Annotated in this window: 12 protein-coding genes; 4 read left to right on the forward strand and 8 right to left on the reverse strand. The window is 50.7% G+C overall.

Translation table 11 applies throughout. The annotated features are described in order from the left end of the window. Nucleotides 1-13 precede the first annotated feature (13 nt). A complete protein-coding gene (hutI, locus tag CWE23_RS12035; protein WP_126820381.1) occupies nt 14-1,234 on the forward strand; it encodes an imidazolonepropionase in 1,221 nt (406 codons plus the stop codon). Here hutI and CWE23_RS12040 read toward each other — a convergent pair. Then, nucleotides 1,197-2,243 carry a formimidoylglutamase gene (locus tag CWE23_RS12040; RefSeq protein WP_105307516.1) on the reverse strand — a complete coding sequence of 349 codons (1,047 nt, stop codon included), beginning with the start codon at nt 2,241-2,243 and terminating at the stop codon, nt 1,197-1,199. The genes hutI and CWE23_RS12040 overlap by 38 nt on opposite strands. Further along, a complete protein-coding gene (rraA, locus tag CWE23_RS12045; RefSeq protein WP_105307517.1) occupies nt 2,243-2,728 on the reverse strand; it encodes a ribonuclease E activity regulator RraA in 486 nt (161 codons plus the stop codon). Before rraA ends, CWE23_RS12040 begins: the two co-directional genes overlap by 1 nt. Nucleotides 2,729-2,910: 182 nt before the next feature. Between rraA and CWE23_RS12050 the strand changes: the two genes are divergently transcribed. After that, nucleotides 2,911-4,983 (forward strand): putative bifunctional diguanylate cyclase/phosphodiesterase, encoded by a 2,073-nt coding sequence (locus CWE23_RS12050; protein WP_126820382.1) that lies wholly within the window; start codon nt 2,911-2,913, stop codon nt 4,981-4,983. On the opposite strand, the gene hslU is transcribed toward CWE23_RS12050, so the two are convergent. The 5 genes from hslU to priA all read right to left on the reverse strand — a co-directional run bounded on the left by hslU (nt 4,980) and on the right by priA (nt 11,563). Then, on the reverse strand, nt 4,980-6,329 hold the full coding sequence (gene hslU / locus CWE23_RS12055; RefSeq protein ID WP_105307519.1) for an ATP-dependent protease ATPase subunit HslU: 1,350 nt from the start codon (nt 6,327-6,329) through the stop codon (nt 4,980-4,982). The two genes, CWE23_RS12050 and hslU, sit on opposite strands and share 4 nt — an antisense overlap. A gap of 19 nt (nt 6,330-6,348) precedes the next feature. Next, nucleotides 6,349-6,894 carry an ATP-dependent protease subunit HslV gene (hslV, locus tag CWE23_RS12060; RefSeq protein ID WP_105307520.1) on the reverse strand — a complete coding sequence of 182 codons (546 nt, stop codon included), beginning with the start codon at nt 6,892-6,894 and terminating at the stop codon, nt 6,349-6,351. 89 nt (nt 6,895-6,983) lie between these two features. Then, the gene (locus tag CWE23_RS12065) at nt 6,984-7,547 is read right to left on the reverse strand and encodes an SPOR domain-containing protein (protein ID WP_105307521.1); all 564 of its coding nucleotides are present in this window, start codon (nt 7,545-7,547) and stop codon (nt 6,984-6,986) included. A gap of 3 nt (nt 7,548-7,550) precedes the next feature. Further along, a complete protein-coding gene (argS, locus tag CWE23_RS12070) occupies nt 7,551-9,293 on the reverse strand; it encodes an arginine--tRNA ligase (protein WP_126820383.1) in 1,743 nt (580 codons plus the stop codon). 71 nt (nt 9,294-9,364) lie between these two features. After that, the gene (priA, locus tag CWE23_RS12075; RefSeq protein ID WP_126820384.1) at nt 9,365-11,563 is read right to left on the reverse strand and encodes a primosomal protein N'; all 2,199 of its coding nucleotides are present in this window, start codon (nt 11,561-11,563) and stop codon (nt 9,365-9,367) included. A gap of 169 nt (nt 11,564-11,732) precedes the next feature. Here priA and rpmE point away from each other — a divergent pair, with 169 nt between their 5' ends. Next, entirely contained in the window at nt 11,733-11,945 is a 213-nt protein-coding gene (gene rpmE, locus CWE23_RS12080) for a 50S ribosomal protein L31 (RefSeq protein ID WP_105307524.1), read from the forward strand. 276 nt (nt 11,946-12,221) lie between these two features. After that, the gene (locus CWE23_RS12085) at nt 12,222-13,472 is read left to right on the forward strand and encodes a malic enzyme-like NAD(P)-binding protein (RefSeq protein WP_105307525.1); all 1,251 of its coding nucleotides are present in this window, start codon (nt 12,222-12,224) and stop codon (nt 13,470-13,472) included. Here the strand turns inward: CWE23_RS12085 and metJ are convergent. Next, the gene (gene metJ / locus CWE23_RS12090; protein WP_105307526.1) at nt 13,463-13,789 is read right to left on the reverse strand and encodes a met regulon transcriptional regulator MetJ; all 327 of its coding nucleotides are present in this window, start codon (nt 13,787-13,789) and stop codon (nt 13,463-13,465) included. The two genes, CWE23_RS12085 and metJ, sit on opposite strands and share 10 nt — an antisense overlap. Between the last annotated feature and the right edge of the window lie 74 nt (nt 13,790-13,863).

Below are 13,863 nucleotides of genomic sequence, written 5' to 3' on the forward strand. Positions count from 1 at the left end.
GGGGTGATAACCTATGCAACGTATTGAAAACATTAAGTTAGCCACGTTATGTGACGAACAAAACGATTATGGTTTGATCGCTGATGCAGTGGTTATTATCGATAACGAATCCATTTATTGGGCGGGCAATGCGCTTGAGGCACCAGCCACTCCAAGCGCCGACATTATTGATGGTGCCGGGCAACTACTGACACCGGCACTGATTGACTGTCACACTCATCTGGTGTGGGCCGGCTCTCGGGCCAACGAGTTTGCCGAACGGCTACACGGCAAAAGCTACGCTGAAATCGCGGAGCAAGGCGGTGGCATCGCCAGCACGGTGCGAGCAACACGCCAGGCCAGTTTTACAGAGTTGTTGCAACTCGCTGAAAAGCGCGCTCGGACATTGATGGCGCAGGGTGTCGGTACCATCGAAATTAAATCCGGTTACGGACTCGATCTCACCAACGAGCGTAAACAGTTGCAGGTTGCCCGAGAATTAGGCCGCCGCCTTCCGCTCACCATAAAAACCACCTTATTGGCGGCGCACGCGCTCCCGCCGGAGTACCAAAATGATGCCGATGGTTACATCGACCACATCGTAACTACGATTTTACCGAGCCTTGTCGACGAAGGCTTAGTGGATGCCGTCGATGCCTTTTGTGAAAAGATTGGCTTTAGCGTTGCGCAAACGGAGCGTGTCTTCGAGGCAGCAAGACAGCATGGTTTGCCGGTTAAACTTCATGCTGAACAGATCACTAACCAACACGGCGCTGAACTGGCCGCTCGTTACCAAGCATTGTCCGCCGATCATCTGGAACAATTGGACGAGGATGGCGTCAAAGCCATGGCAGAGAGCGGCACCGTCGCGGTGCTATTGCCCGGCGCATTTTACTTCCTCCGCGATGAACAGGTACCACCCATCGATTTGTTGCGGCAATACCGTGTGCCGATCGCCGTAGCCACTGATGCAAACCCAGGCTCATCGCCTATTCATAATTTGCAGCTGATGTTACAGATGGGAGCCACGCTGTTCCGCTTAACGGCGGAGGAGTGTTTACGAGGTGTGACGGTTAACGCCGCGCGGGCGCTGGGAATTGAGCACGAATATGGGCATATTAAAGCCGGTATGAAAGCGCATTTAGCCCTCTGGGACGTCAACGACCCGGCTGAGCTGACCTACCAGTTTGGGGTCAACCCGCTGACTACATTATGGCTTAACGGCGTCGTTCACGACCATGCAAATACGCGGTAGTCAGTTCACACAGAACTTGACCGGCTTGTTTTAAACCTTCCTCAAAACCGGCGCTGCAAAGTGCCGGTGCGGCTTCAGCTAAGTGCACATAGCGCGCATCCGGAAGTTCTGCCAGGCGCTTTACAAACTGAAACCCCTGCGCCAGCGACAAACCACTGTAGTTAATGGCACTGGCCGGCACGGCTGTCAGCACATCCACATCCACTTCGATGCCCAGCGGCCGTTGCCATGAATCGGCTTTGGCCACCACTTCATCCATCACTTCATGAAAAGGCCGTTCAAATAACCGGTGCATCGAATGATAACGCATCCCGGCATCACTCAACTGACGTAAACTGCTGGCCGAATTCTTACCCGGATGCAAACCGACGACATGATAAAACTCGAGCGCACCGTCCATGTAAGCATAACTAAAGCCATTACCGCTGTGACGCCCTTCGGTTGCACGAAAATCCGCGTGGGGATCCAAATTAACGGCCGCAACAGTATGGCCACTCACTTGGTGAAGTGAACGTAACAATGGATAAGCATTATTGTGACCACCGCCGATGACGATGACTTCAAAACCTTGAGCAAATAACGGCTCAACGACACTCGCCACACGCGCATCAACCATCGCACATAAACGTCGTAGTTCTGCCAAGTCATGTTTGTCCGACGCGTCTAATGCGTCACTCTGGCGCATCAAGTCGTGGCAGTCGACTGCACCCACCAACAGCAACTCATGAGTCGACAGCAGTCCTGTTTTTTGCAGGTTGAGAAAACTGTGTAAAAACGCCTGCCATCCCCCTTCAGCACCCGGCCGACCCAGGTTAGCTTTTACCCCGATACTTTCAGGAATACCGACGATGGCAACCCGCTGACCATTGTCCCAGGCGTCCTTTAAGCTTTGTTCGTAAGAACCCTCGGCGGACAGGCAATGAATAGCCTGTCCAATTTTCGTCTCATGCTCGCGAACCTTAACCCAGTGATTAGACTCAACAAGCTGTAAATAAGACAGTTCAGACATTATTCAATATCAAGCGCTTCAGGTGACAAAATGACGCCCGTGCTATCCACGTAAATATGGTCTTCCGGCAGGAAGGTGACGCCCCCAAAGTTAACCGGTACGTCAACCTCACCCGTTCCTTCACTGGGCGCCGCGACAGGAATTGAGGCAACCCCTAAAATGCCAATATCCAGTTCCTCAAGTGCATCAACGTCGCGCACGGAGCCATAGCAAATAATACCTTCCCAATCGTTATCCATGGCTTGCTCGGCAATGGCGAGGTCAATCAGCGCCCGGCGTACCGAGCCGCCGCCGTCGACAAGCAGCACTTTACCGCCACCGTCTTGATTTAACGTTTCCTCAATTAAGCCTTTGTCTTCATAACTTTTAATAATAACCAGCTGGCCGCCAAACGAAGTACGGCCACCATAGTTTTCGAACATCGGTTCGACCACATCGACCATATCGGGGTAGAGGTCACATAATTCAGACGTATTGTATTCCATGGCTTTTATCCAGGCTGTAGGGGAAGTTATGGCTTTGAGTATAACGGCAATTCACGTTTTCAAAAACCCAAATCAAGAATTGGCGTCAAATAACGAAACATGACGATAATATACACTTGAATTTTAGCCGTAAGGCACATTACTCTAGGGTAAATAAGAATAATAATTATAAAAAATAGCTCATGCCAATACTCGACGTGATCACTAGTTTGGCGATTGAAACCATCACGCACTCAGTCCAGACACTACTGTTAATCGGATTTGCGGCTTTACTGCGGTTTTATTTCGCATCATACGGTTATCCCCATTTACATTACTGGTCTCTGGCCTGTCTGTCTTATGGTGCGAGTGAGCTAACTCGGGTCGTCACCGGTGCCATGGCTATTACTCAGCCTTTGCAGATCAACGAGTTGGCCGCCTTTACCAACAGCCTTGCATTGACACTCCAGTATCTGGCTATTGTTTATATCGGGATTGGTACCTACAGCGCCGTCGGCAAACAATTACCGCGGCGTTCACTGCGTTATTTGGGCTACTCGCTGGCGTTGATGGGCGGGTTGATCTCATTGATGCTTTTAGAGCCAAGTGTTTCACTGCACACCAGCCAAAGTGACAGCGGTGTGATGCGGTTTCTGGTGCCGGGAACGCTGTTTGTCGCCATCGGCCTGCCCATGTGGTTTAACGTAAAAGAGGGCATTGGCCCACGGCTGATCGCCTTTGGTTTCTTATTTGTTGCGGCAAAAAACTTTGTTGTTGTTGGCGCCAACATAACCATGACGTCACCAGCACTGGACTGGGTGTTAAGCGTACAAGCCGTATTTACCGTTATTTTCCTCGCCATCGTCATGCTTGGAATCATTATTTGGCTACTGGAATCCGAACGCAGTAACTCCATTCATGCCATCCAACGCGCCGAATACCTGCACACGCATGATGCGTTAACCGGTGTTTCTAACCGCTCACAACTGGTGTCAAAAATACCGCTGTTGATTGATTTTTGTCGCACCAACGGCCGCCAGCTAACCGTTTGCCTGATTGGCATTTCACGCTTTAAGTCGGTTAATGAAAGTTTTGGCATCAAAGGCGGTGATTTGGTGTTAAAAGAAGTCGCAAGACGGCTGCAACACTTCGACAAAACACCATTATCGGTCGCCCGCATCAGCGGTGATGTCTTCGCGGTGGTCTTTGATCACCTCAAAAGCCGCCAACTGATCAACGACCTTGGCGGTGAACTCCAGAACACATTATCGGCACCCATTGCTATTGGTGAGAAAAACCTGAGCATCAGTGTGGGTGTGGGAATCTCTCGCTATCCTCAACACGGCACCAATGCCGAGGTATTGCTTAACAAAGCAACCATCGCGCTGACCGAGTCCAAGCGTCAACATCAGGCGAGTGTGGTGTTTTACGAACGCGGTATGGATGATGAGTTTACCCAGTTGATGGATATGGAGCCGGTACTGCGAAGAGCGTTTCAGGACGATGAGTTTTTGCTCTACCTGCAACCCCAATTCGACTTTGATCATCAGCAATTGTGCGGCTTTGAAGCGCTGATCCGCTGGCAGCACCCCGAGCGGGGTTTGCTCGCTCCAGCCGAGTTCCTGCCGTATATTGAGCAGCTGGGTTTATCGGAAACGCTGGATACCTGGGTACTGGACAAGGCCGCTAACATTCTTACCCGATGGACAGCAGAGTTTAATCATTGCTGGCCGATTGCGGTTAATTTGTCGGCACAGCAATTCCAGCATTTTCAGTTGATTGAACAATTGCAGTCGTTGGTTCAGAAACACAACATAACACCAGCATCGCTGGAACTGGAGATTACTGAAACGGTGGCCATGTCCGATCTGCATAATGGCATGAGTGTGATTAACAAGTTACGTAACCTTGGCTTCAACGTAGCCATCGACGACTTTGGCACAGGCCACTCGTCACTCGCTTACCTGCGCTCGTTACCCATCAGTAAAATTAAAATCGATCGTAGCTTTGTTCGCGAATTGCAGATAAACCGAACCGATGCGACCATTTTAAAAGCGATGATCCGGCTCGCCCATGGTCTGGGCAAACGTGTCATTGCAGAAGGCATCGAAACCGAAGACCAGCAGACCATTTTACAGCAATTAGGCTGCGACATGATGCAAGGCTATTTTTATGCGCCACCAATGCGGGTTGAGCTGGCGGAGCAGTTAATTGAGGCCGAATTGAATGAAGGGAGAAAGCCGCTACCAGGTTCCCTGGCAGCGGCTACCCATTAAAGAATAAAGCGACTTAAATCTTCATCTTTAGACAGTTCGCCGATGTGCTTATCAACATAGGCCGCGTCAACGTTGATGGTATCACCACTGTGATCGGTGGCATTGAAGGATACCTCTTCCATTAAACGCTCCAGCACCGTATGTAACCGACGGGCGCCAATGTTCTCGGTCGTTTCATTAACGTGAAACGCAATTTCTGCAACACGCTGTATACCGTCCTCGGTAAACTCTACCGTCACGCCTTCGGTCTTTAACAAGGCTTTGTACTGAGTCGTCAGCGAGGCATTCGGCTCCGTCAAAATACGCACAAAATCGTGGCTTGTCAGCGCATCCAGCTCAACCCGAATTGGCAGTCGACCCTGCAATTCTGGGATCAAGTCCGATGGCTTACTCATCTGGAACGCTCCGGATGCAATAAACAAGATATGATCGGTACGGATCATGCCATGTTTGGTATTAACGGTCGTACCTTCCACGAGTGGCAGCAGGTCACGCTGTACACCCTCGCGAGAAACGTCCGGGCCAGAGGTGTCACCGCGTTTACAGATCTTGTCAATCTCATCCAAAAACACAATGCCATTTTGTTCAACCGAATGAATCGCAGCTTCTTTTACCTCATCCGGATTCAATAGTTTGGCTGCTTCTTCATCAACCAATTGCTTAAACGCGTCTTTGATTTTCATCTTGCGTTTTTTGGTCTTGTCGCTGCCAATGTTTTGAAACATATTTTGTAGCTGCGAGGTCATTTCCTCCATTCCCGGAGGAGCCATGATTTCAACGCCCATTTGTGGCATTGCCAGATCAATTTCTATCTCTTTGTCGTCAAGCTGACCTTCACGCAGTTTTTTACGAAATACCTGGCGTGATTTACGTTCTTCATCGGACGGCGCTTCTTCCTGCTGGGCTCCCCAGCCGGAATTGGTTGAACGCGCCGGAGGCAATAGCACATCCAAAATGCGATCTTCGGCGGCTTCCTCCGCGCGATAACGCACTTTCTGCTTCATCTCTTCACGCTTTTGTTTCACCGCAACGTCGGTTAAGTCTTTAATGATCGACTCGATTTCTTTACCAACATAGCCGACTTCTGTGAATTTGGTCGCTTCTACTTTGATGAACGGGGCGTTTGCCAACTTTGCCAAACGTCGAGCGATTTCGGTTTTACCAACACCGGTTGGTCCAATCATCAGAATGTTTTTCGGTGTTACTTCCTGACGCAAATCGTCGTCCAGCTGCATTCGCCGCCAACGGTTACGTAGCGCAACCGCAACCGCCTTTTTCGCATTTTCCTGGCCAATAATATGGCGATTTAATTCGTCTACGATCTCTCTGGGGGTCATATCGGACATCTGTTGGTATCCCCTTCCGTTATTTGTCTTTGTTGGCAACAATCGACTGCTGCTCTTCGATGGTCTGCGTGCCATTGGTGTAAACGCAAATGTCACCCGCAATGGTCAATGATTTTTCGACGATGCTACGTGCGTCCAGTTCGGTATTTTCTAACAAGGCGCGAGCGGCTGATTGCGCAAACGGGCCACCTGAGCCAATCGCAATCAGATCGTTTTCCGGCTGCACGACATCACCGTTGCCGGTGATGATCAGCGACGTTTCTTTGTCAGCGACTGCAAGTAATGCCTCCAGTCGCCGTAACGCACGATCGGTACGCCAGTCTTTCGCCAATTCGACCGCGGCCCGCATCAAGTTGCCCTGATGTTGTTCCAGCTTAGACTCAAAGCGCTCAAATAAGGTGAAGGCATCGGCGGTACCACCGGCAAAGCCAGCCAGCACTTGATCGTGATACAAGCGGCGGACTTTACGGGCATTGGATTTCATTACGGTATTACCGAGAGACACTTGGCCATCGCCTCCGATGACCACTTTATCGCCGCGGCGAACAGATACTATCGTCGTCAAAACGTCATCCTCTTTGTTGTCTTGTGAAGTCGCTAAGCGACGTCAATGACAAGTAGGTGAGGGTCTATGACGCAGATTTCAAGGTGTGATTAATCTAAATTCCAGTTCCAGATAGCACAGCCGTAGATTTGGGCGCGTTGCAATTTATGCCGATCACGCTCGGCGTCTCGCTTGGTCTGATAGGGGCCTAAAATGACACGATACCAGAGTCCGTTGCTACCGGTAGTCGCCCGCACTTGGCTTTCCAGGCCGACCATAGCAATTTGTGCACGCAGCCGCTCAGCGTCGGCTTGCTGACGAAATGAGCCACATTGCATTAACTTCGGTGGACCCAGCTCACGTTCCGGCACATCCACTTCGACTTCTTTGCTTTCCAGCTCTTCGATGTACTGCCAGCGTTCCTGGGGTTTCTCCGGCAATAAGTCCTTCGGCGGAGGCTGCACCACGGGCGTTTGTGCTGAGCCGTTAGAGCTACCGTTGATCGATACCAAACCGTAAGTGAACGCGGCGATGAGCGCGATAGCAATGACGATGACGAGCCACGGTACCTGCCGTGACTCAGTCTGTCGACGTGTAGCGCCACGCGCTGCCGGTTTCTTCTTCGACGCGTTGCGTTTAGGCTGCTTTTTCGGCTTACGGTTGGCGTAGTCCACTGCTTACATTTTCTCCAGCGTCGGAATACCGAGTAACTGCAGACCTTGCTGTAACGTATTAGCGGTTAGACGCGCCAGTTTTAAGCGACTATTGCGCAGCTGCGCATCATCCTGGTTCAGGATCGGGCAGGCCTCATAGAAGCTTGAGAAGCGCCCGGCCAAATCAAACAAATAGCCACAAAGGAAATGCGGCATCGCTTTATCATAAACCTGATGAACAACCTCATTAAAACGCACCAGTTGATTTGCCAGAGCCAATTCACGCTCATCTTCCAGAACAAATGGCACCGACTCATCAAAACCCTGCTCGCCGAGACGCGAAAAGATGCTATTAACGCGGGTAAACGCGTACAGGAGATATGGGGCAGTATTGCCTTCAAACGTAAGCATCAGATCCCAGTCAAAAATGTAATCACTGGTACGGTTTTTCGAAAGATCAGCGTATTTCACCGAGCTGATACCCACCACTTTCGCTATTTCTTGCTGCTGTTGCTCGGTGAGATCCGACGACTTCTGTTGCAACAATTCAAGCGCACGGCGTTCAGCTTCATCCAGCAGATCCGCCAGCTTAGTAACGCCGCCGTCGCGGCTCTTGTATGGCTTGCCGTCTTTGCCCATAACGGTGCCAAAACCAAAGTGTTGCGTGCGAATATCGCCTTCAATGAATCCAGCTTTGCGCGCCAACGTAAAAATTTGCTCAAAATGCAACGACTGGCGTGCATCGACAAAATACATCAGGTAATCACCGCCCAGCTCTTTCTGACGATACTGAATGGCGGCCAGGTCGGTAGTAGCGTATAGGTAGCCACCGCCTTTCTTCTGCACGATAATCGGCAGCGGTTCGCCTTCCTTACCTTTAAACTCATCTAAAAAGACACATTGAGCGCCCTGGTCTTCAACCAGCAAACCGCGCGCTTTCAAGTGTTCAATCACGCCGGGCAAACGATCATTGTACGCACTCTCCGCCATGACATCGTTGCGCGTCAACTTAACCCCGAGTCGGTCGTAAACTTCCTGACAGTGGCTGAGCGATACTTCAATAAACTGGTTCCACAGGCGTAAACAATAGTCGTCACCGGACTGCAGTTTTACCACCAGCTCACGGGCACGATTGGCAAAGGTTTCACTGTCATCAAAACGTTGTTTTGCGGCTTTATAAAACGTTTCCAGGTTACTGAGTTCATATTCGGCTTCCTGGTTATCCAGCGCTTCCATGTACGCCAGCAACATACCGAATTGGGTACCCCAATCACCAACGTGATTCTGACGAATGACTTTATGCCCTAAAAACTCACTGACCCGTGATACGGCATCACCAATGATCGCCGAACGCAAATGACCCACATGCATTTCTTTAGCCAGGTTCGGTGATGAATAATCGATAACGATGGTGCGTTTATCGGAGGTTTCGTCAACGGCGAGGCGATCGCTGTCGAACATCGCCTGCAATTGTTGTTTCAGCTGATCCTGAGCGATCGTAAAGTTAATGAAACCCGGTCCGGCAATATCCGTTTTTGCGATAAGGGTGTTTTGCGGCAAGGCTGCAATGATCTGCTCAGCCAGTTGCCGCGGGTTTGACTTAGCCGGCTTGGCTAAGGTCAACGCCAGGTTAGTGGCAAAATCACCATGTGACTTGTCTCGTGGTCGGTCGAGCTGAATGTTCACCGAATGATCTGCGGGTAACACGCCATCGGCTTTGATTTTGCCAATAGCATCAGCAAGTAACTGTTCCAGTTGTTCTTTCATCGACTCGACTACCTGTACGTTAGATAAAAATAATGAATGCAAGACCCGCTAGTTTACTCGTTTTGTGGGTCTTATGTGAAGTCCTGAGGGTCAACATCCAGCGACCAACGCACTTTTCGCCAACTGGGTAGTTCATTAACAATTGGCAGAATGTGCTCAAGCAATTGATAACGCAATTTGCGACTGTTGCAATGTAACAGCAGTTGATAGCGATAGCGACCCGCTTTACGTTCCATCAAGGCCGGCATTGGTCCCAGCAATTGCGCGCCGGCAACCACCGGCACCTGCTGCGCCAATTCGTTGAGAGCGAACTGTACCGCTTGGCGATCGGTGGCTTCAGCTCGGAACAGTCCCATGTGACCAAACGGCGGTAACAAGCCACTCTGACGCTCTGCCAATGCGGTCAACGCGAAGTCCTGATAGCCGTTGTTCAGCAAATCCTGGATCAGGTCATGTTCAGGGTGGTGGGTTTGCAACACCACTTTACCGGCTTTGCGGGCTCTGCCAGCTCGCCCCGCAACCTGTGTAAACAATTGCGCCAACCGCTCTGCGGCACGAAAGTCGGCACTGTATAAGGCGCCGTCAACGTCCAACAAAGCGACCAGGGTCACATTCGGAAAGTGATGTCCTTTGGCCAGCATCTGTGTGCCAACCAGTATTTGATAACGACTTGCGGCTGCCGCTTCCAGTTGCCGGTCCAGTTCTCCTTTGCGGCGGGTAGAGTCCCGATCAATCCGTAACACGCCATAATCCGGGAATAGTTCTTTTAAACGGTTCTCGAGTTGCTCCGTTCCCACCCCGTGGGTCATCAAATGCAACGAGCCACAGTCACCACACTGTTTTGCAATGGCGCGCTGGGAACCACAATGGTGGCAGTGCAGTTGATGCAGGCTCTTATGCACAGTGTAGTACGCATCACAACGTTGACACTGTGCTATCCAACCGCACTCGTGACACATCAGCGCCGGCGCATAGCCTCGACGATTGAGGAACAACAGCACTTGGTTACCTTTCGCCAGCTCTGTTGCCATTTGCTCTCGCAGCGGCTGCGAAACTCCGGCTTCCAGCTTTTGTCCTTTAAGATCCAGCAACTGATGCTTAACTTGTTCAGCGCCGCCGGCCCGTTGCTCCAGCTTAAGCCAGTTAAAGCGTTGATTAACCGCATTATTGAGTGTTTCCAGAGACGGCGTCGCCGTGCCCATAACAATTGGAATGTTCAGCAACTGCGCGCGCTTGATGGCAACATCGCGGGCATGGTAACGAAAGCCATCCTGTTGTTTGAACGAGAGGTCATGTTCTTCGTCAATAATAATCAGCCCCAACTGCTTGCAGGGCGTGAAAACCGCCGACCGGGTTCCGATAATAATCGCTGCCTGGCCAGATCGGCTGTCAAGCCAAGCTTGTAAGCGCTCACTATCATTCAATCCGGAATGAAGCATGACAATAGGAACATCAAAGCGCTGTTGAAAGCGCTTTAGGGTTTGTGGCGTCAAACCAATTTCAGGAACCAACACCAACACCTGCTGTCCTCGTTGCAGAACCGGTGTAATGGCCTGCAAGTACACCTCGGTTTTACCGCTGCCGGTGATGCCCTGCAGCAGCATCGCTGCATGTCCTTGTTGCTGGTTAATGGTGGTTACCGCTACCGCCTGTTGCGAGTTAAGCGTGAGCGGCTCGTTATCCTGTACTAACCGCCAGGGTTCGGTTGATATCCGCGGCTGCCGCTGTTGCGCTTCAATCCAGCCTTTCTCGACCACGGCATTAATCACCGTGCTACTGATATTGGCGGCCGTTATCACTGAACGGGGTTGTGCCTCGATGGCCAGCAACTCCAGCAGTTGTTGTTGTTTCGGTGCACGCTTTAACTGCTCCGGCGCAATTTCCCTGCCCGCCTCAGTCAGTTGCCAATACTCCGTCGCCGGATACTCAGCAGCTGCGCCTTTACGCAGCAACACCGGTAACGTATTTGCGGCTACATCACCCAGGCTATGATGATAGTAGTCGGCGCTCCACTGGATCAGCTGCCAAATGTCATCGCTCCAGACCCGCCGCTCATCAATGACCGAGTCAATGTCCTTAACCACAAAATCCGGCTGCTCGTCGGTTTCGCCAATCGCAATGCCAACCAGGTGTCGATTGCCAAAAGGCACGCGCACGCGCACGCCTGGCTCCGGTAATGAACCAGTGTAACGATAACTAAAGCATTGCCGCATCGGAACCGGTAACGCAACTTGGATCAGCCGCTGAGGGCTATTGTTTTCGCTGGGCATGAGGCTATTTTGAGATGCTCTTAGCAAGAATACAAGCAACGATATTTTACTTGATCAAGTGCCCATGATCACATAGAATGCCGCGCTCCTAACGATTGTTGTTTTTTTGCGCATGGTGTCCGGCAACCAATGACCGGATAGCGATGCGGCCCATAATTGAGGTAATCCCATGAAAAAAGGTATTCATCCTAAGTACGAGGCCATCACGGTCACTTGCTCGTGCGGTAACAAGTTCGAAACTCGTTCTACCCGTACTGAAGATTTATTGGTCGACGTTTGTTCAGAGTGTCACCCATTCTACACTGGTAAGCAGCGTGTAATGGACACCGGCGGTCGCGTTGACAAATTTAAGAAGCGTTTCGGTACTCTGGGTAAGAAGTAATTCGCAACAGCGAATACATGCCCCCGGCAAGATAAGAAAACTACTGAAAACAACGCTTTGTTGTCAGTTTCTAGAAAAAGGCGCTATAAAGCGCCTTTTTTGTTTCCCTATCAGCTCACAGCCCCATTTGTTAAAGAAAAGTTAACTGGTGCGTTTTTATACACACCATAAATTAACTTCGCCATTCAGGCTCTCACCAGCAGGTAAGATTTGTTATTAGGCATTAAGTCGTTATGCTATAGAGTCATTGCTAACTTGCTATAGGGCGCTTTCTCTATGTCTGACTTTCGCCAACAAGCGTTGGATTACCACCAGTATCCTACCCCGGGTAAAATCTCAGTCGAGCTGACCAAGCCGGCTAATTCCAGCAAAGACCTGTCTCTGGCTTACAGTCCCGGTGTTGCAGAACCCGTGCGCGCCATCGCTGAAGATCCCGATAACGCCTATAAATACACGGCTAAGGGCAATTTAGTCGGTGTTATCAGTAACGGTACCGCCATTCTTGGTCTTGGTAATCTCGGTCCACTGGCATCGAAGCCGGTTATGGAGGGTAAAGCCTTATTATTTAAACGCTTTGCCGGGTTGGATGCGATTGATATTGAGGTCAGTCACCGTACGACACAGGATTTTATTAATACGGTTGCAAATATCGCGGATACCTTTGGCGGCATTAATTTAGAAGACATTAAAGCGCCGGAATGCTTTGAAATAGAGCAAGCACTGATCGAAAAATGCAATGTACCCATTTTCCATGACGACCAACACGGTACCGCCATTGTAACCGCCGCCGGTATGCTCAACGCACTGGAAATTCAGGGCAAAGAGCTGCGCAGTGCGCGTATAGTGTGCATGGGGGCAGGCGCGGCTGCTATCGCCTGTATGGAACTTTTGATCAAGTGTGGTGCTCAACGCGAGCACATCTATATGCTGGATTCGAAAGGTGTCATTCATACCCGCCGTGACGATCTCAACGAGTACAAAGCCTTGTTTGCTAACAACACCGACAAGCGCACACTCGAAGAAGTCATCGAAGGCGCCGATTTATTCCTCGGTGTGTCCGGACCGGATTTACTGTCACCGGATGCACTAAAATTGATGGCCGACAAGCCAGTGGTCTTCGCTTGTTCTAATCCGGATCCCGAAATTAAGCCAGCGTTGGCCAAAAAAGCCCGTAATGATGTCATTATCGGCACCGGTCGTTCCGACTACCCCAACCAAGTCAACAACGTGTTATGTTTTCCGTTCATGTTCCGTGGCGCGCTGGACGTAAGAGCGACAGCGATAACGGATGAAATGAAAATTGCGGCGGTCGAAGCCATTCGGCAGTTAGCCAAGGAAGAAGTGCCCGCTGCCGTGCTGGAGGCTTCGGGTGATAACGCACTGAGTTTTGGCGCTGACTACATTATTCCAAAACCGATGGATCCGCGCTTGTGTCAGCGAGTTGCCCGTGCCGTTGCCGTGGCCGCTGTAGAGTCGGGCGTGGCGAAAATTCCGTTACCGAAAAATTACATGCTGGATCAAGGTTGATCCAGCTCCTCATCCGTGGGGATAGGCAAGCCGCGGGCTTCCAATTCCTCACGCACCGCTTTCGGAATCTTATGCGGGTTTGATTTCTCCAAGTCTTCATCGGTGGGTAGCGGCTGACCGGTAAAGGCGTGTAAAAACGCTTCACACAGCAGTTCGCTGTTTGTAGCATGGCGCAGGTTATTGACTTGACGTCTTGTGCGCTCATCGGTCAGTACCTTAAGCACTCGGGTCGGAATCGACACAGTCACTTTTTTTACTTGCTGACTTTTTCGACCATGCTCTGCGTACGGGTAAATGTACTCACCGTTCCACTTCATTGTTGTATCTCGCTTTATGAAAAACCCTTATAAGATATAATGAATTGTACTCATCACGATAGCCACGTCAAATT

It is taken from the genome of Idiomarina aquatica (assembly GCF_003987185.1).
GTDB classification, from domain to species: domain Bacteria; phylum Pseudomonadota; class Gammaproteobacteria; order Enterobacterales; family Alteromonadaceae; genus Idiomarina; species Idiomarina aquatica.